The sequence below is a fragment of the Amycolatopsis camponoti genome, from assembly GCF_902497555.1.
Lineage (GTDB): Bacteria > Actinomycetota > Actinomycetes > Mycobacteriales > Pseudonocardiaceae > Amycolatopsis > Amycolatopsis camponoti.
The window spans coordinates 1,747,768-1,762,807 of record NZ_CABVGP010000003.1 but is presented as its reverse complement, the minus strand read 5'-3'; the positions used below and the strand labels follow the sequence as shown (position 1 = coordinate 1,762,807).

Here is a 15,040-nt window from a genome sequence, read left to right as displayed (position 1 = left end):
GCCTGATAGTTTGACAGCGAACTATCAGTCGTGGAACCATCCTCGGCATGACGACATTGCTGGTACGCCACGACGAAGCCGAGCAGCTCGGCTCGACCCCCGACACGATGACCCTGCTCGCGGACGTCTCGCAGACCGGCGGGCACCTGAGCACGAACCGCGCCTCGCTGGGCCGCGGACGCGACGGCGCGACGCCGCACTTCCACACCTCGTCGGCCGAGATGTTCTTCATGCTGGACGGCGAGCTGGAGGTCCTGAACGGCGAAGACGTCGTGACGGTGCGGACCGGCGACATGCTGTTCGTGCCGCCGCACACGACGCACGCCTTCGGCGCGAGCGAGCGTTCGGGCGCGGACGTGCTGATCGTGTTCACGCCCGGCGTCGAGCGCTTCGAGTACTTCCGGATGATCGACCGGATCCGGCGCGGCGAGGCGTCGCCGGCGGAGATCCTGGCGTCGCAGGACCGGTTCGACAACCACTTCGTGGACAGCGCGACCTGGCGCGCGGCCCGCGCGGCCTAGATGTCGTAGGTGGCAGTGACCGGCGCGTGGTCGGACCAGCGCTGGTCGTAGGCGGCGGCGCGTTCGACGACGACGTCGACGACCTTCTCGGCGAGGCCCGGGGTCGCGAGCTGGCAGTCGATGCGCCAGCCGGAGTCGTTGTCGAAGGCCTGGCCGCGGTAGGACCACCAGGTGTAGGGGCCGGGGCCTTCGGGGTCGAGGCGGCGCTGGACGTCGGCGAAGCCGGCCTCGGAGTAGACGCGGCCGAGCCAGGCGCGTTCCTCGGGGAGGAAGCCGGAGTTCTTGCGGTTGCCGCGCCAGTTCTTGAGGTCGACGGTGTCGTAGGCGATGTTCCAGTCCCCCACGACGACGACCTCGCGCCCGGCCGCGGCGGCCTTGGCCCGGAGCTCGACCAGGTAGGGCAGGAACGCGGCCATGAAGCGTTCCTTTTCGTCCTGGCGCTCGGTGCCGACGTCCCCGCTGGGGAGGTAGAGGCTCGCGACGACGACGTTCGGCAGGTGCACTTCGAGGTAGCGGCCGCTGTCCTCGAACTCCGGTTCCCCGAAGCCGATCCGGACCTCTTCGGGCTCGACGCGGCTGTAGACGGCGACGCCGTTGCGCCCCTTGACGGCGGCGGGGGCGTGCACCGCGAACCAGCCTTCGGGGTCGACGACCTCGGCGGGAAGCTGCTCGGCCGTGGCGCGCACCTCCTGGCAGCAGACGACGTCGGCCTTCGTGGCGGCGAGCCACTCGACGAAGCCCTTTTTGGCGGCGGCGCGGAGGCCGTTGACGTTCACGGTGGAGACGGTCAGCACGAACTGCACGCTACCGGCCGGGCCGCTCTGCCAGACTGCCGGGCATGGGTGAGCTGGCGGTGCTCGGCAGCTGCGGCGCGTTTCCGGAGCCAGGGCGAGCGTGTGCGGGATTCCTGTTGTCGCACAACGGATTCCGCATCGTCCTCGACCTCGGGTACGGCGCGGCGTCGCGCCTGTTCGCGCACGGGCTGCCCGACGCCGTCGTGGCGACGCACGAGCACCCCGACCACTGCGCGGACGTGAGCGCGCTCGGGCGAGCCTGGCACTACACGGCGTCGGCGACCGGCCGGTTGCCGTTGCACTGCACACCCGGAACGGTCCGGCGCTTGGCGGCGATGGAGCCGCGGCCGCACCCGACGGAGCTGTTCGAGGTGCACGACCTCGGCGCGCCGGCCGACATCGGGCCGTTCCGCCTGACGACGTATCCGCTGCCGCACCACGTGCCGAACTTCGGCGTGCGCTTGACGGCGCCCGGGTTGACGGTGGCGTACACCGGCGACACGGGACCATCGCCGACGTTGGCCGACCTCGGCCGCGACGCGGATCTGGTCATCTGCGACGCCACGCTCCGCACCCCACCGGCGGAGGGAGAGCCCCGGTTCTTGATGACCGCGACCGAGGCGGGCCAGTGGGCGGCCGCCGCCGGAGCGCGGCGGTTGATGCTGACCCACTTCTGGCCTGGGACTGACCGCGGGGCCGCTGCCGAGGAGGCGCGCGCGGAGTTCGGTGGCGAGGTGCTGGTCGCGGACGAGGACCTGACGGTCGCCCTCTGACGGCTGCCCGGACTCGACTCACCCACTCCAACCGACCCGTCCCGGCTCGCTCCAGCCCGGCCCGGCCATGCTCAGAAGAGTCTCACCCTCGCGCTCCGACCCCCGTCCGAGCGCGGTCCCCAGGCTCCACTCCCCCGGCCCCGCCAAGCCGCACCGACCGAGCACCCACCGAACACCTGCCGAACACCCACGCCCGCGGAACTCCCCCTGGAGACCCCGCGGACAACCGCACTCAGCCCGTGCCGCATTCAGTTGTCGCCCGTCCTCGGGCGGTGTCACACCTCCTCTCACCTGCGTATTCAGCCTGATCAAGTTCTACCAGCCACCACCGACAAAAAACGCGCCTTGACGCACCAAGCTACGAGTATTAGCTTTAAAGCTATGCCAAGTAGCCAACCCGATGTCCCCTAGAGCGGGCCTGACCACCGCGACCGTGGTCGACCTGGCCCTCAAGATCGTCGACGAATCCGGACCCGAGGCCCTCACCCTCGCCAAGGTCGCCGACCGCGCGAACGTCGCCGCGCCTTCTCTCTACAAGCACGTCAAAAACGTCGCCGACCTGCGACGGCTCATCGACCTCCGAGTCGTCCAAGAGATGGCCGAAGCACTGAGGACCGCCGCCACCGGGCGGGAAGGCGCAGCAGCCGTACGCGCCCTTGCCGACGCCTACCGCGCCTACCTGCGGCGCCACCCGCACCGCACCCACGCGCTCGCCACCGCTCCCGACGAAACCGATACCGAGCTCAGCCGGGCCACGCACGCTGTTGCCGAGGTCGTCTTCGCCGTGCTCCGGCCGTTCGGCTTCGACCACGTCCAGGCCGTGCACGCCACCCGCTGCATCCGCGCCGCCGCGCACGGCTTTGCCGGGCTGGAAGCGTCCGGGGGCTTCGGGCGGCCCGAAGACGTCGACCAGAGCTTCGAAGTCCTCAAAACCATGCTCGTCCAAGGCCTCACGAACTACGCGGAGAAACCATGAGCTTCATCGTCGCTGTCCTCCTCTTCACCGTCGGGCTCGGCGTGCTCGACGCCCGCTTCCCCTGGACGGAGGCCCGCAGATGATCGCCGGGCACTTCGGGCTCGCGGCCGCCGTCAAGGCGGGCCGGCCGGCCATTCCCGTGTGGACGCTCATGCTCGCCACCGCCTGGCTCGACGTCGTCTTCGTGCCGCTCTACCTCAGCGGCATCGAGACCGTCGACGGCGCGGGCTACGGCGGCGGCCTCATCCACGCCGACTACACGCACTCGCTCGTCGGCGCGCTCGTCCTCGCCGCCCTCTTCGGCCTGGTCGCGAGCTACTGGCTCGGCCGCGAAGCCGTGACATCCCGGGCTTCGCCCGAGGCCGGGGGCTCCGCCACCCGGAACCCCCGAAAAGAAATCGGGCTGATCCTCGCCGGCGTCGTCTTTTCGCACTGGCTGCTCGACCTCGTCGTGCACCGCCCCGACCTGCCGATCCTGCCCGGCAACGCCGGCGACCTGCCCACGTTCGGCTTCGGGCTCTGGCGGCTGCCCGTCGTCTCGGCCGTCGTCGAACTGCTGATGCTCGCGATCGGCATCGGCCTCTACTGGCGCGCCGCCGCGAAACGGGACCCGAAGCGCGCTCGCACGCTGGGCCTGTCCGCCGCGGCGTTCGGCGTCGCCACCCTCGCGCTGGACCTGCTCGGCGTGTGACGGCTCAGCAGGCGGACCCGGCGACCGGCGCGGTGAACGCGGCGGCGACCCACTTGTCGTCGGCCACCTTCCGGAAGCCGTTCTGCACGCCGGGCAACGCGTCGAACGAGGCGTCACGCAGGTACTTGCCGACGATCTTGGCGTTGCCGTCGGCGGTCTCGCGGGCGTTGAGGACGTCCGCGGTCACCGTCACCTTGCAGCCGGTGGCCGAAGCTCCCGAGGCCTGCTTGTCCGTGTTCATCACGTAGACGACGATGACCAGGACGATGGCGCCCAAGATGATCAGAGTCTTCTTCGACATGCCTTCCTCCAACCGCGTGCCCCGTCCCCCGCCAAGGGTAGGCAATCCTTTACCCGGACCGACAGCGCCGGACGCAGCAACCACCCGGAGGCGCCAATCCGGATCACCCGCCGGTGACGCACCGTGCACGAAAAGAACCCCCGCCCCGGCAAACCGGGACGGGGGTTCTTCACGAGACGAACTCAGCCCTGGGCGATCTTCTTCGCCAGGTTGTCGTCCAGCGTCGCGAGGAACTCCTCGGTCGTCTGGAACGGCTGGTCCTTGCTGATCAGCAGCGCCAGGTCCTTCGTCATCTGACCGGCCTCGACCGTCTCGACGACGACCTGCTCCAGCTTGTTGGCGAAGCCGATGAGCTCCTGGTTGCCGTCCAGCTTGCCGCGGTGCTCGAGACCCCGGGTCCACGCGTAGATCGACGCGATCGGGTTCGTCGAGGTCGGCTTGCCCTGCTGGTGCTGGCGGTAGTGCCGGGTGACCGTGCCGTGCGCGGCCTCGGCCTCGACGGTCCGGCCGTCCGGCGTACGCAGGACCGACGTCATCAGGCCGAGCGAGCCGAAGCCCTGCGCGACCGTGTCGGACTGGACGTCACCGTCGTAGTTCTTGCACGCCCAGACGTAGCCGCCCTCCCACTTCATCGCCGCCGCGACCATGTCGTCGATCAGGCGGTGCTCGTAGGAGATGCCCTTGGCGTCGAACTCGGCCTTGAACTCGGCCTGGAAGATCTCCTCGAACACGTCCTTGAACTGGCCGTCGTAGGCCTTGAGGATGGTGTTCTTGGTGGAGAGGTAGACCGGCAGGCCGCGGTCGAGGCCGTACTGGAGCGAGGCGCGCGCGAAGTCCTCGATGGACTTCTTGAAGTTGTACATCCCCATGGCGACGCCGCCGCCCTCGGGGAACTTCGCGACCTCGAACTCCATCGGCTCGGAGCCGTCGTCCGGGGTGTAGCTGATGGTCAGCGTGCCCGGGCCGGGGACCTTGAAGTTGGTCGCCTTGTACTGGTCGCCGTGGGCGTGACGGCCGATGATGATCGGCTTCGTCCACGTCGGCACCAGCCGCGGGATGTTCTGGATGACGATCGGCTCGCGGAAGATCACGCCGCCGAGGATGTTGCGGATCGTCCCGTTCGGGGACAGCCACATCTTCTTGAGGCCGAACTCTTCGACGCGCGCCTCGTCCGGGGTGATCGTGGCGCACTTGACGCCGACGCCGTGCTTCTTGATCGCGTTCGCGGCGTCGACCGTGACCTGGTCGTCGGTGCGGTCCCGCTCCTCGATGCCCAGGTCGTAGTAGTCCAGGTTCACGTCCAGGTACGGGTGGATCAGCTTGTCCTTGATGAACTGCCAGATGATGCGGGTCATCTCATCGCCGTCGAGTTCGACGACGGTGCCCTGGACCTTGATCTTGGCCATGAGCAGCGGTGCTCCTTCCGCGGATCTTCGCGTTACTTCGATAAGTCTTCGCCGGTAGCGGTACAAGCGTACTGCTTGACCGTCCTGGATGGTTCCAGTAGTGGCCGGTATCAAGTCTCCCCCGCCTGTTTGTGGTGGTAGTCACCGGGCGGGTGCCCGCCGTTCGCCCGATTCGACCGTTCGCCGAGCGATCGTCGCGTGGAGGGGTGAACCAAGGCACGATGCGATCCGTGAACTCATCATGCGGGAGGTGACGGCCATGTCGACCCATCGGTACGCCGAGTACGAAGACGACTACGAGGACTACGAAGACCCCGAAAACACCACTGACGTGCTCGACGAGCGGCCGCGCCGCGGCGTCGCCCACTTCGTCAGCGCGCTGGGCGGGCTCCTGCTCACGCCGGTCGCGCTGGGCCTGCTGAGCTGGGGCGGGTTGCGCCAGCAGCAGCTGATCCAGGCGACGCTCAGCACCAACCGCGACCCGCAGGGCATCGCGCTGCTGGCCGGCGGGGCGATCCTGCTGCTGGTCGTCGCGTCGCTCGGCGCGCTGTCGGCGGTCGGCCCGATCCTCGGCGGGCTGCTCTACGGCGTGCTGCCCGGCGTCGCGGCGATGGCCGTGCCCGACTGGGGCTTCCGGCTGGTGAACCTGATGCCGAAGAGCGACATCGCGTACGGCGTCATGGACTTCCTCTTCATCGGCGGCCTGCTCGGTGTGGGGTTCCTGCTCGTCGGCAGCGGGCTGGCCAACGCCCTGGTGCGGCGGCGCCGGGAGGCCTGAACCGCGCCGGTGGGATCATCGGCCGATGGGTTTGTTCACCGTCGCCGAAGCCTGCGACGAACTGGCGAAGCTGCGGCCGGTCCTCGACGAACTGGTGCGCGTGCGGGCCGACGCGGCCGAGCTCGCGGCGTCGCTGCGGCCCGGCGGGCGCGCCACCGAGCTGGGCGGGCTGCCCGAGTGGAAGGCCGCGCAGGCCCGGCTCGACGACCTGATGACGACGGTCCAGCGCACCGGCGCCGAGCTCAAGGGGTTCGCGCCGCTGCTGGTCGACTTCCCGGCCGAGCTCGACGGCGTCGACGTGCTGCTGTGCTGGCTCGAGGGTGATCGCGAGCTGGGCTGGTACCACCGCACCGACCTGGGCTTCGCCGGCCGCCGTCCGCTGAAAATCGCTGGTCCGCCGGACTAGGTTGGGTCCGTGGACCACGCATCGCGGGCAGCGCTGTTCGACGGCACGGCCGAGAACTACGACGAAGACACCTTCCACGCCCAGGTGGCGGACGCGCTGGTCGCGCCGCTGCCGGCCGGGCCGGGGCTCGTGCTGGACGTCGCCACCGGGACGGGGTTCGCGGCGTACGCGGCTTTGCGGCTGAAGCCTTCTCGCGTGCTGGCCGTCGATCTCTCGCCGGCGATGGTGGCTCAAGCCGCGGCGAAGGCCGCTTCGCTCGATCCTGCCGGGGTGATCACCTGGCAGGTCGGGCCGGCGGTGCCGATGCCCGCGGACGACGGTTCGGCCGACGTCGTGCTGTGCGCGTCCTCGCTGCACTTCCTGGGCGCGGTCGCGTTCGCCGACTGGCTGCGGGTGCTCCGGCCGGGCGGACGGCTGGCGTTTTCGGTGGTTTCGGGGGCGCGGTTCAAGCCGTCCGGCCCCTTCGCGGCGTTCGTGCCGGCGGACTTGTCGTTCCCCCTCGACGAAACCGGCGCCGCGGCCCTGGCCTCGTCGGCGGGGTTCCGGGACGTCTCGGCCCGGACGTTCACGGTCGACGGCGGCGACCGGGTGCGGAGCGTCTTCCTGGTGCACGCGACGGCCCCGTGAACCTGGAGCGCCCCGACGTGGTTTGGCGCATGCTGGGCGGTGACGCGGGCACGCCCGCCGATCCCGACGGCTGGTTCCTCCAGCGCCGGGACCGGCCCGCGGACTGGGTCACCTGGGTGACCGCCGGGACGTTGCCGCCGGTGGCGCGGCTCAGGCCGTGAAGTGGACCTCGCCGCGAGTGGCCGGACCGTCCGGGGTGTCGCAGCGCTGGACGAACGTCGCGTCGAGGCCGGTGACGCGGCCGTCCGCCCCGCGGTCCAGGCGGTCCACGGTGAAGTCCGCATAGACGTCGCCGCAGCCCAAGCCGCCGCTGACCACCAGGAAGCCCGGCGTGTCCGTCGCCGGGTCGTCGGTCCAGCGGAAGCGCGCGCCGGTGTACGTGCCGGTGTGCAGCGTTTCGCCGGCCGGCGGGCTCATCTCGACCCGCAGGTCGGTGAACCCGGACTGGACGTCGACCTTCAGGATTCCCTCGTTGACCCACACCCGGACCTCGTCGCCCGGCCCGGCGTAGTGCGCGGTGCCGTGCAACGGGTGCGAGCCTTCCTCCGCGACGTAATCGACGGTCTGCACCGGGTCCGCCGAAGCGACCGGCACGAACGCCACGCCCAGCCCGGCCACCGCCGTCAGGACCACGCACGCACGACGAAGCGAATTCACGGAACCTCCCCAGTCCGAGCCGCTCTCCGCGGCGCTGCCGATCATGCTGCCAGTGCCGGCGCGGACCGGACAGGGGGTTTCTACTCAGCGGTGCAGCGACGCGCCCTTGAGGATCTTGTCCACGGCGTTCTTCGGGCCGTGCACCGCGAGCCCGGCCAGCGCGAGCTTCTCCCCCGGCACCGCGCGGACCGCCGCCCGGTTGTCGTCGTCGTTGCCCGTGTGGAACAGCTCGTCGGTGAAGATCGAGAACCGCAGCCCGCGGCCCAGCGCGCGGGTGTGCGCCGCGGTCAGGACGTCCGCGCTGCCCGAGAACACCATCACCGGCTGGCCGAACATCGGCAGGTACTCCGTGCCGTCGGCGTCCGCGTAGGGCTCGCCCATCAGCTCCGGCGTCACGTGGGCGATCCCGCTCACCAGGAACGCGGTGACGTTCAGCCGCTGCCAGGACGCCAGGTCGTCGCGCAGCAGGACGGCGATCTTCGTGTCGAAGGAAGTCATGCACGAAGACTCGTCCGCCGGCCACGCCCGCGTCTTGTACGTTCTTGACATGGCCCACGTGGAAGCTTGGCGGCCGGCGGTCCCGGGGATCGCCGAGGTCTTCCACGCCCACTTCATCACGCACGCCTACCCGTTGCACACGCACGACACGTGGACGCTGCTGATCGTCGACGACGGCGTCATCCGCTACGACCTCGACCGCCACCACCACGGCGCGCTCGGGACGGCGGTGACGCTGCTGCCCCCGAACGTCGCGCACGACGGGCGCGCCGCGACCAGCCACGGCTTCCGCAAGCGCGTGCTCTACCTGGACACGTCGGTGCTGGGCGAGGACCTCGTCGGCGCGGCGGTCGACCAGCCGAGCGTCGCCGACGGCCTGCTGCGCACCCGGATCCACCAGCTGCACGCGTCGCTGGCCGAGCCGGGCGACGCGCTCGAGGCCGAAAGCCGGCTCGCGCTCGTCGCCGAGCGGCTGCGCACCCACCTGGGCCGGACCGAGACGCACCCGCCGAAGCAGGGGCTCGCGGACGACCTGCGAGACCTGCTCGACGCTCGCCTGCCCGAAGCGGTGACGCTCGCCGAAGCGGGCGAGACGCTCGGCGCGCACCCGGCGCACCTCGTCCGCTGCTTCGGCGCGCGGTTCGGCCTGCCACCGCACCGCTACCTGACGGGCCGCCGCGTCGACCGCGCGCGCCGGCTGCTGCTCGACGGCGCTCCCGCCGCGGAGGTCGCCGTGACGGCCGGGTTCACCGACCAGGCCCACCTGACCCGGCACTTCAAGCGGTACCTGGGCACGACGCCGTCGCGGTACTCGAAGGCTCGTTGACCCACCGGCCGGTTGTGTCAAGATGACCGCATGCTGCGCGAACTGCACCTGACCGGCGACCCGGCCGCCGACAAGCTGCTCAACGACGACCCGTTCGCCCTGCTCGTCGGCATGCTCCTCGACCAGCAGTTCCCGATGGAGCACGCGTTCGCCGGCCCGCGGAAGATCGCCGACCGGATGGACGGCTTCGCGCTGGCGAAGATCGCCGCGACCGACGTCGAGAAGTTCGTCGAGATGTGTGTCGTGCCGCCGGCCATCCACCGCTACGGCGGTTCGATGGCCCGCCGCGTCCACGCGCTCGCGGAGCACATCATCGAGAACTACGACGGCCGGACCGAGGGGCTCTGGCTCGACGGCCGCCCGAAGCCCGACGGCCCCGAAGTCCTGAAGCGGCTGCGGGCGCTGCCGGGGTTCGGCGAGCAGAAGGCGAAGATCTTCCTGGCTCTGCTGGGCAAGCAGCGCGGCATCCAGCCGAAGGGCTGGCGCGAGGCAGCCGGCGCGTACGGCGACCGCGGCTCGCGCCGGTCGATCGCCGACGTCACGAGCGCCGAGACGCTCGCCCAGGTCCGAGCGTTCAAGAAGGCCGCCAAGGCCGCCGCCGCGTCGAGCTAGCGCAGCGGGCCCAGCGACCGCGGCCCGTGCTGATTCGTCCACAGTGGACCCTCTCACAGCAGGCCGGCGAGTTTGTACAGGACCAGGCTTCCCGCGACGGCGACGTTGAGGCTCGCGCCGGTCCCCACCATCGGGATTTCGACGACGGTGTCGAGCAGGTCGAGGACTTCCGGCGGGATGCCGGTCTGCTCGTGGCCGAGCACGGCGATCATGCGGCCGCGGGCGGCGGGAAGGTCGGCCAGGCGCACCGCTTCCTCCGCCAGCTCGACGCCGACCACGTGCGTGCCCGCTGCCCGTTCGCGGGCCAGCCAGCCCGGCGGGTCGTGCACCCAGTGCACGCACGCCGGACGCCGCAACGTGTTGCCGCGGCGCAGCGCCTCCGGTACCCAGGGGAACCGCGGCACTGCGAGGCACGCGCCCACCGCGTCGCAGGTGCGCAGGAGCGTGCCGAGGTTCGCGCCGTGCAGCGGCCAGAGCGGGGCGGCCACCAGGTGACCCCAACAGGAATGTGCCTTGCTCCGCCAGGACTTCCGCAGCTCGCGGGGCGTGCGGACCCGGACAGCGGGGCTCACCGGCGCCGAGGCGCGGCGCCTCCGATTTCGTTGGTCATGCCCGGATTCTAACCCGTTCGCCGGGACCGTCGAACGAGTTGCGCTCCTACCCTGGACCCGGAGGTGAAGGCCATGCACGCCGGAGTGGGAGACGAAATCCAGGTACACGGCCGTACCGTCGGGTCGGCCGAGCAGCGCGGCGAGATCCTCGAAGTCCGCGGGCCCGACGGCGCCCCGCCCTACCTGGTGCGGTTCGCCGACGGGCACGAGGCGCTCGTCTTCCCCGGGCCGGACTGCGAAGTCCAGGCCCACGCCGACTAACCCACGGCGACCTCTTCACGACGTCCGCGGACCCGGCCCCACGCGGTGCCGACGAGCACCAGCGCCACCAGGGTCAGCGCCGCCGCGACCTCCGGGAGCAGCAGCGGCCCGCCGGAGTCGAGGACCGCTCCGCCGACCACGCCGGACAGCCCCACGCCGAGGTAGATCGCCGACGCGTTGAGCGACAGCACCAGACCCGCGTGGCCCGGGGCCAGCTCGATCAGGCGGTGCTGCACCGGCGGGCTGAACGACCACGTCGCCACGCCCCACACGAACAGCGCGACACCCGCCACGATCGGCGTCGTGGTCGCGATCGGCAGCAGCGCCAGCACCACGGTGATCGCGGCCGTCACGACCAGCAGCGGCGTGCGCGAACCCCAGCGGTCGGTCGCCCGGCCGGCGGCGAAGTTGCCGACCGCGCCGCCGACGCCGTAGCAGAAGAGCAGCACCGTGACCGCCGTGCCGTGAACGCCCGCGGTCGCGGCCAGCAGCGGTGACACGAACGTGTAGACCATGAACGCGGCGAGGCAGCCGAGCACCGTCACGGCCAGCATGACGAGCACGCGCGGGTCGCGGCCCGCGGCGAACCGCTCGGCCAGGCTCACCTTCGGCGGCGCGGCGACCGACGGCAGCGCCACCCGCACGGCCAGCGCGCTCGCCAGCGAGAACGCCGCGACCAGCGCGAACGCCGTCCGGTAGCCGAGGTGCTGCGAAATGAGGCTGCCCAGCGGGACGCCGAAGATGAGCGCGACGGTCAGGCCGCCGAACACCAGCGCGACGGCGCGGCCCCGGCGTTCCGGGCTGCTCAGTTCGGCCGCGACCGCGCTGGCCGCCGGGGTGAACACCGCGGCGCCGACCGCGGTCACCACCCGGGCCAGCAGGAGCGTGCCGTAGCCGGGTGCGAGTGCCGCGAACAGGTTGCCGGCGGCGGTGACGACGAGCGCGGCGACCAGCAGCGCCCGGCGCTCCCAGGTGCCGGTGACGGCGGCGAAGATCGGCGAGCCGACCGCGTACGCGATGGCGAAGGCCGTGACGAGCTGCGCCGCGGCGGTGGCCGACACGTGCAGCTCGCCGGTCAGCGCCGGCAGCAGCCCGGCGACGATGTAGCCGCTGGTCCCGACGCCGAACGCGCCGAAGGCCAGCACCGAGATCCTCGAGGACGAGGGTGCGGACATGGGTGGGTCCCCCAAGCGGGCGAGTGATTGGTTCGACGAACGTCGTAGTTCGACCATCACCGTACTACGCCACTCCGACAATTTCGATCGGCGTCGTACAATGGGCTCATGGCCAAGACCGTCACGCTGCCGCCGATCGTCCACCCGACGACGGACGAGATCACCGTCGAAGGCGTGCTCCGCGCTCTCGCCGACCCGGTGCGCCTGGCGATCGTGCGCCAGCTCGCGGCCGCGGACCACGAGATCGCGTGCGGCGGGCTGACCGTGCCGGTGACCAAGTCCACACTCACCCACCACCTGAGCATCCTGCGCCAGGCCGGCGTCGTGGCCGGCCGCCAGGAGGGGACGACCCGGTTCAACGCGTTGCGCCGCAACGACCTCGACGCCCTGTTCCCGGGCCTGCTGACCGGCGTTCTGGCCGCTCCGCGCTGATCACGCCGTTACGGTGTGGATCGTCACGCGCTATCGGGATGACAACGACCCCCTCCGCTTGTTGGACTGTGCGTAGGACAGCCCACGGCGCTGGGGCCGCATGGCTGTCTTCTTTTTCGTCCACCAACTGAACCGATCCAGTACCTGTGACTGAGACGGCCAAGTAATCGATTTCTCATCTGGGAAGGAGTGCCGTGCCCGTCGCGCTGCTCGCGCTCGCCATCGGAGCCTTCGGCATCGGGACCACCGAGTTCGTCATGATGGGCGTGCTGCCCCAGGCGGCCGCCGAGTTCGGCGTCGACATCCCGACCGCCGGCTACCTCATCTCCGCCTACGCCCTCGGCGTCGTCGTCGGCGCCCCGCTGCTCACCGCGGTCGCCGTCCGGCTGCCGCGCAAGACCATGCTGCTGGCCATGATGGGCCTGTTCACCCTGGGCAACGCCCTCTTCGCGCTCTCCCCGAACCAGGAGTTCGGGGTCGCGTTCCGGTTCCTGGCCGGCCTGCCCCACGGCGCGTTCTTCGGCGCCGGCGCCGTCGTCGCCTCCAGCCTCGTCGGGCCCGGCCAGCGTGCCAAGGCCGTGTCGATGATGTTCTTGGGCCTGACCTTGGCCAACGTCATCGGCGTGCCGCTGGGCACGCTGCTGGGCCAGCGGGTCGGCTGGCGCGCCACGTTCGGCGTCGTCGCCGTGATCGGCCTGGTCGCCGCCGCGGCCATCGCGAAGCTGGTGCCCCACCAGGGCCGGCCCGCGGAGGCCTCGCTGCGCACCGAGCTCGGTGCGTTCAAGCGGCCGCAGGTGCACCTGGCGCTGGCGATCGTCACCTTCGGACTCGGCGGCGTGTTCGCCTGCCTGTCCTACATCACGCCGATGCTGACCGACGTCGCCGGCTACTCGCCGTCGAACGTCACCCTGCTGCTCTCGCTGGCCGGGGTCGGCATGACGATCGGCAACCTGCTCGGCGGCCGCCTGGCCGACCGCGCGCTGATGCCGGGCCTGTACGCCGCGCTGCTGGCGCTGGCGTGCGTGCTGGGCATCTTCACGATCACCGCGCAGGGCAAGGTCGGCGCGGCGATCACGATCTTCTTCGTCGGTGTCGCCGGGTTCATGATCGGCCCGATGATGCAGGCGCGGATCATGGAGAAGGCGGGCGGCACTCCGTCCCTGGTGTCGGCCGCCGTCCAGTCCGCGTTCAACATCGCGAACTCGATCGGGGCGTACCTCGGCGGGCTCGTCATCGCGGGCGGCCTCGGCCTGGTCGCCCCCAACTGGGTCGGCGCGCTGCTGGCCGTCTTCGGGCTGTCGCTGGCGATCGTCTCCGGCACCCTGGACCGTCGCGAAGCGCGCGCCGAACGTCACCGCGAACTCGCGATGGCGTCCTGACCGGCCTGAAAAGCGCCACTTTCCCCGGGAAGTGGCGCTTTTCAGGCGTTCAGGAGGAGGCGAGCGGGCCGCCGATGATCGTCAGGGCCACGTAGAGCACGGCGGCCGCGAGACCGACGTACGTCACGATGTCGACGACCTTGCCGCGGATCGCGAGCAGCCCGGCCCGCTCCGTCGGCAGCACCGCCCGCAGCACCCCGGCGAGCAGGAGCGCGGCGCCGATCAGCGCCGCGCCCTCGCGCCAGTGGTACTGGACGATCCGCAGCGCCGCGACGGCCGCCACCAGCAGCACCGCCGCGAACGGGAGCTGCGTGAACCTGGCCCGTCCGCCCCGGCGGTCGTGCACGTCCCGCCGGTCTTCGGTCATCGTCATCAGCCTTGGACCGAGCGCTCGGCCGCTTCGACCACGTTGCTGACGAGCATCGCCCGGGTCATCGGCCCGACCCCGCCCGGGTTCGGCGAGATCCAGCCGGCCACCTCGGCCACGTCCGGGTGAACATCGCCGGTGAGCTTGCCGTCCACGTGGGACACGCCGACGTCGAGCACCGCGGCGCCCGGGGCGACCATGTCCGGCGTGATGATCCCGGGCACGCCGGCCGCGGCGACCACGATGTCGGCCCGGCGGACCTCGGCGGCGAGGTCGCGGGTGCCGGTGTGGCAGAGGGTGACGGTGGCGTTCTCGCTGCGGCGGGTCAGCAGCAGGCCCAGCGTCCGGCCGACGGTGATCCCGCGGCCGACGACGGTGACGCGCGCGCCGTTCAGCTCGACGCCGTGGCGCTTGAGCAGCTCGATGATCCCGTACGGCGTGCACGGCAGCGCGCCCCGCTGGCCCAGCACCAGGCGGCCGAGGCTGACCGGCGCGAGGCCGTCGGCGTCCTTCTCCGGGTCGATGCGCTCGAGGACGCGGTTCGCGTCGAGGTGCTTCGGCAGCGGCAGCTGGACGATGTAGCCGTGGCACGCCGGGTCGGCGTTGAGGTCGTCGACGACGGCCTCGAGCTTCTCCTGGGTGATGTCGGCCGGCAGGTCGCGGCGGATCGAGTTGACCCCGATCTTGCCGCTGTCGGCGTGCTTCATCCGCACGTACGAGTGCGACCCCGGGTCGTCGCCGACGAGGACGGTGCCCAGGCCCGGCGTCACCCCCTTCGCGGCCAGCGCCGCGACGCGCGGCTCGAGCTCCGCGAAAATGGCGTTCTTGGTGGCCTTGCCGTCGAGAATCTTCGCCGTCACGACGCCCATTCTGGCAAAGCGACCCCCGCGCGTCGCTTCCAGGCGCGCGTGGTCGCAGCCCGTAGAGTGATCGTCACCCCCGCACGGTC

At 71.1% G+C, this 15,040-nt stretch carries 22 protein-coding genes; 13 read left to right on the top strand and 9 right to left on the bottom strand.

Annotation, left to right across the window (positions count from 1 at the left end):
- Positions 1 to 47: 47 nt before the first annotated feature.
- A complete protein-coding gene (locus AA23TX_RS45090) occupies positions 48 to 521 on the top strand; it encodes a cupin domain-containing protein (RefSeq protein ID WP_155548992.1) in 474 nt (157 codons plus the stop codon).
- On the opposite strand, the gene AA23TX_RS45085 is transcribed toward AA23TX_RS45090, so the two are convergent.
- Positions 518 to 1,324, bottom strand: a complete 807-nt coding sequence (locus AA23TX_RS45085) for an exodeoxyribonuclease III (protein WP_155548991.1) — start codon at positions 1,322 to 1,324, stop codon at positions 518 to 520. The two genes, AA23TX_RS45090 and AA23TX_RS45085, sit on opposite strands and share 4 nt — an antisense overlap.
- A gap of 35 nt (positions 1,325 to 1,359) precedes the next feature.
- On the opposite strand from AA23TX_RS45085, the gene AA23TX_RS45080 reads away from it, so the two are divergent.
- The 3 genes from AA23TX_RS45080 to AA23TX_RS45070 all read left to right on the top strand — a co-directional run bounded on the left by AA23TX_RS45080 (position 1,360) and on the right by AA23TX_RS45070 (position 3,755).
- Entirely contained in the window at positions 1,360 to 2,088 is a 729-nt protein-coding gene (locus AA23TX_RS45080) for an MBL fold metallo-hydrolase (protein ID WP_155548990.1), read from the top strand.
- Positions 2,089 to 2,488: 400 nt separating this feature from the next.
- Positions 2,489 to 3,064 (top strand): TetR/AcrR family transcriptional regulator, encoded by a 576-nt coding sequence (locus AA23TX_RS45075; RefSeq protein ID WP_155548989.1) that lies wholly within the window; start codon positions 2,489 to 2,491, stop codon positions 3,062 to 3,064.
- 79 nt (positions 3,065 to 3,143) lie between these two features.
- On the top strand, positions 3,144 to 3,755 hold the full coding sequence (locus tag AA23TX_RS45070) for a permease (protein WP_155548988.1): 612 nt from the start codon (positions 3,144 to 3,146) through the stop codon (positions 3,753 to 3,755).
- A gap of 4 nt (positions 3,756 to 3,759) precedes the next feature.
- Here AA23TX_RS45070 and AA23TX_RS45065 read toward each other — a convergent pair whose 3' ends face one another.
- Positions 3,760 to 4,056, bottom strand: a complete 297-nt coding sequence (locus tag AA23TX_RS45065) for an SH3 domain-containing protein (RefSeq protein WP_155548987.1) — start codon at positions 4,054 to 4,056, stop codon at positions 3,760 to 3,762.
- A 182-nt stretch (positions 4,057 to 4,238) separates the two neighbouring features.
- On the bottom strand, positions 4,239 to 5,462 hold the full coding sequence (locus AA23TX_RS45060) for an NADP-dependent isocitrate dehydrogenase (RefSeq protein ID WP_155548986.1): 1,224 nt from the start codon (positions 5,460 to 5,462) through the stop codon (positions 4,239 to 4,241).
- 259 nt (positions 5,463 to 5,721) lie between these two features.
- Here AA23TX_RS45060 and AA23TX_RS45055 point away from each other — a divergent pair, with 259 nt between their 5' ends.
- From AA23TX_RS45055 to AA23TX_RS50865, 4 genes are read left to right on the top strand one after another with little or no spacing between them, the layout of a single operon-like run.
- Entirely contained in the window at positions 5,722 to 6,240 is a 519-nt protein-coding gene (locus tag AA23TX_RS45055) for a hypothetical protein (protein ID WP_155548985.1), read from the top strand.
- Positions 6,241 to 6,265: 25 nt separating this feature from the next.
- Positions 6,266 to 6,646 carry a DUF2203 domain-containing protein gene (locus tag AA23TX_RS45050; RefSeq protein ID WP_155548984.1) on the top strand — a complete coding sequence of 127 codons (381 nt, stop codon included), beginning with the start codon at positions 6,266 to 6,268 and terminating at the stop codon, positions 6,644 to 6,646.
- Positions 6,647 to 6,655: 9 nt separating this feature from the next.
- Complete coding sequence (locus AA23TX_RS45045; RefSeq protein ID WP_155548983.1) at positions 6,656 to 7,273, top strand: class I SAM-dependent methyltransferase; 618 nt, start codon at positions 6,656 to 6,658, stop codon at positions 7,271 to 7,273.
- A 29-nt stretch (positions 7,274 to 7,302) separates the two neighbouring features.
- The gene (locus AA23TX_RS50865; protein WP_277875482.1) at positions 7,303 to 7,434 is read left to right on the top strand and encodes a hypothetical protein; all 132 of its coding nucleotides are present in this window, start codon (positions 7,303 to 7,305) and stop codon (positions 7,432 to 7,434) included.
- Here AA23TX_RS50865 and AA23TX_RS45040 read toward each other — a convergent pair.
- Both AA23TX_RS45040 and AA23TX_RS45035 read right to left on the bottom strand, forming a co-directional pair.
- Complete coding sequence (locus AA23TX_RS45040) at positions 7,424 to 7,930, bottom strand: hypothetical protein (RefSeq protein ID WP_230863088.1); 507 nt, start codon at positions 7,928 to 7,930, stop codon at positions 7,424 to 7,426. The two genes, AA23TX_RS50865 and AA23TX_RS45040, sit on opposite strands and share 11 nt — an antisense overlap.
- 84 nt (positions 7,931 to 8,014) lie before the next feature.
- A complete protein-coding gene (locus AA23TX_RS45035) occupies positions 8,015 to 8,428 on the bottom strand; it encodes a DUF2000 domain-containing protein (protein WP_155548982.1) in 414 nt (137 codons plus the stop codon).
- 49 nt (positions 8,429 to 8,477) lie between these two features.
- On the opposite strand from AA23TX_RS45035, the gene AA23TX_RS45030 reads away from it, so the two are divergent.
- Both AA23TX_RS45030 and AA23TX_RS45025 read left to right on the top strand, forming a co-directional pair.
- A complete protein-coding gene (locus AA23TX_RS45030) occupies positions 8,478 to 9,254 on the top strand; it encodes a helix-turn-helix transcriptional regulator (protein ID WP_155548981.1) in 777 nt (258 codons plus the stop codon).
- A gap of 30 nt (positions 9,255 to 9,284) precedes the next feature.
- A complete protein-coding gene (locus tag AA23TX_RS45025) occupies positions 9,285 to 9,866 on the top strand; it encodes an HhH-GPD-type base excision DNA repair protein (protein ID WP_155548980.1) in 582 nt (193 codons plus the stop codon).
- Positions 9,867 to 9,919: 53 nt separating this feature from the next.
- Here AA23TX_RS45025 and AA23TX_RS45020 read toward each other — a convergent pair whose 3' ends face one another.
- Complete coding sequence (locus tag AA23TX_RS45020; RefSeq protein WP_155548979.1) at positions 9,920 to 10,354, bottom strand: TrmH family RNA methyltransferase; 435 nt, start codon at positions 10,352 to 10,354, stop codon at positions 9,920 to 9,922.
- A gap of 195 nt (positions 10,355 to 10,549) precedes the next feature.
- Between AA23TX_RS45020 and AA23TX_RS45015 the strand changes: the two genes are divergently transcribed.
- Positions 10,550 to 10,738, top strand: coding sequence for a DUF1918 domain-containing protein (locus AA23TX_RS45015; RefSeq protein ID WP_155548978.1), 189 nt, complete (start codon positions 10,550 to 10,552; stop codon positions 10,736 to 10,738).
- Here the strand turns inward: AA23TX_RS45015 and AA23TX_RS45010 are convergent.
- Positions 10,735 to 11,913: an MFS transporter gene (locus AA23TX_RS45010; RefSeq protein ID WP_155548977.1), complete on the bottom strand. Its 1,179-nt coding sequence runs from the start codon at positions 11,911 to 11,913 to the stop codon at positions 10,735 to 10,737. The two genes, AA23TX_RS45015 and AA23TX_RS45010, sit on opposite strands and share 4 nt — an antisense overlap.
- 108 nt (positions 11,914 to 12,021) lie before the next feature.
- On the opposite strand from AA23TX_RS45010, the gene AA23TX_RS45005 reads away from it, so the two are divergent.
- Together AA23TX_RS45005 and AA23TX_RS45000 are read left to right on the top strand one after the other, a co-directional pair.
- A complete protein-coding gene (locus AA23TX_RS45005; protein ID WP_155548976.1) occupies positions 12,022 to 12,345 on the top strand; it encodes an ArsR/SmtB family transcription factor in 324 nt (107 codons plus the stop codon).
- A gap of 194 nt (positions 12,346 to 12,539) precedes the next feature.
- Positions 12,540 to 13,724 (top strand): MFS transporter, encoded by a 1,185-nt coding sequence (locus tag AA23TX_RS45000; protein WP_155548975.1) that lies wholly within the window; start codon positions 12,540 to 12,542, stop codon positions 13,722 to 13,724.
- Positions 13,725 to 13,773: 49 nt separating this feature from the next.
- Here AA23TX_RS45000 and AA23TX_RS44995 read toward each other — a convergent pair whose 3' ends face one another.
- Both AA23TX_RS44995 and AA23TX_RS44990 read right to left on the bottom strand, forming a co-directional pair.
- Positions 13,774 to 14,097 (bottom strand): DUF3017 domain-containing protein, encoded by a 324-nt coding sequence (locus AA23TX_RS44995; protein ID WP_155548974.1) that lies wholly within the window; start codon positions 14,095 to 14,097, stop codon positions 13,774 to 13,776.
- Positions 14,097 to 14,951 carry a bifunctional methylenetetrahydrofolate dehydrogenase/methenyltetrahydrofolate cyclohydrolase gene (locus tag AA23TX_RS44990; RefSeq protein ID WP_155548973.1) on the bottom strand — a complete coding sequence of 285 codons (855 nt, stop codon included), beginning with the start codon at positions 14,949 to 14,951 and terminating at the stop codon, positions 14,097 to 14,099. The genes AA23TX_RS44995 and AA23TX_RS44990 overlap by 1 nt, the downstream gene beginning before the upstream one ends.
- Positions 14,952 to 15,040 lie beyond the last annotated feature (89 nt).

What these genes read in the sequence shown, in the direction of transcription:
- AA23TX_RS45090 (WP_155548992.1), top strand. Translation starts at nt 48, where the DNA reads ATGACGACATTGCTGGTACGCCACGACGAAGCCGAGCAGCTCGGCTCG.
- AA23TX_RS45080 (WP_155548990.1), top strand. Translation starts at nt 1,360, where the DNA reads ATGGGTGAGCTGGCGGTGCTCGGCAGCTGCGGCGCGTTTCCGGAGCCA.
- AA23TX_RS45075 (WP_155548989.1), top strand. Translation starts at nt 2,489, where the DNA reads ATGTCCCCTAGAGCGGGCCTGACCACCGCGACCGTGGTCGACCTGGCC.
- AA23TX_RS45070 (WP_155548988.1), top strand. Translation starts at nt 3,144, where the DNA reads ATGATCGCCGGGCACTTCGGGCTCGCGGCCGCCGTCAAGGCGGGCCGG.
- AA23TX_RS45065 (WP_155548987.1), bottom strand. Translation starts at nt 4,056, where the DNA reads ATGTCGAAGAAGACTCTGATCATCTTGGGCGCCATCGTCCTGGTCATC.
- AA23TX_RS45060 (WP_155548986.1), bottom strand. Translation starts at nt 5,462, where the DNA reads ATGGCCAAGATCAAGGTCCAGGGCACCGTCGTCGAACTCGACGGCGAT.
- AA23TX_RS45055 (WP_155548985.1), top strand. Translation starts at nt 5,722, where the DNA reads ATGTCGACCCATCGGTACGCCGAGTACGAAGACGACTACGAGGACTAC.
- AA23TX_RS45050 (WP_155548984.1), top strand. Translation starts at nt 6,266, where the DNA reads ATGGGTTTGTTCACCGTCGCCGAAGCCTGCGACGAACTGGCGAAGCTG.
- AA23TX_RS50865 (WP_277875482.1), top strand. Translation starts at nt 7,303, where the DNA reads ATGCTGGGCGGTGACGCGGGCACGCCCGCCGATCCCGACGGCTGGTTC.
- AA23TX_RS45035 (WP_155548982.1), bottom strand. Translation starts at nt 8,428, where the DNA reads ATGACTTCCTTCGACACGAAGATCGCCGTCCTGCTGCGCGACGACCTG.
- AA23TX_RS45030 (WP_155548981.1), top strand. Translation starts at nt 8,478, where the DNA reads ATGGCCCACGTGGAAGCTTGGCGGCCGGCGGTCCCGGGGATCGCCGAG.
- AA23TX_RS45025 (WP_155548980.1), top strand. Translation starts at nt 9,285, where the DNA reads ATGCTGCGCGAACTGCACCTGACCGGCGACCCGGCCGCCGACAAGCTG.
- AA23TX_RS45015 (WP_155548978.1), top strand. Translation starts at nt 10,550, where the DNA reads ATGCACGCCGGAGTGGGAGACGAAATCCAGGTACACGGCCGTACCGTC.
- AA23TX_RS45010 (WP_155548977.1), bottom strand. Translation starts at nt 11,913, where the DNA reads ATGTCCGCACCCTCGTCCTCGAGGATCTCGGTGCTGGCCTTCGGCGCG.
- AA23TX_RS45005 (WP_155548976.1), top strand. Translation starts at nt 12,022, where the DNA reads ATGGCCAAGACCGTCACGCTGCCGCCGATCGTCCACCCGACGACGGAC.
- AA23TX_RS44995 (WP_155548974.1), bottom strand. Translation starts at nt 14,097, where the DNA reads ATGACGATGACCGAAGACCGGCGGGACGTGCACGACCGCCGGGGCGGA.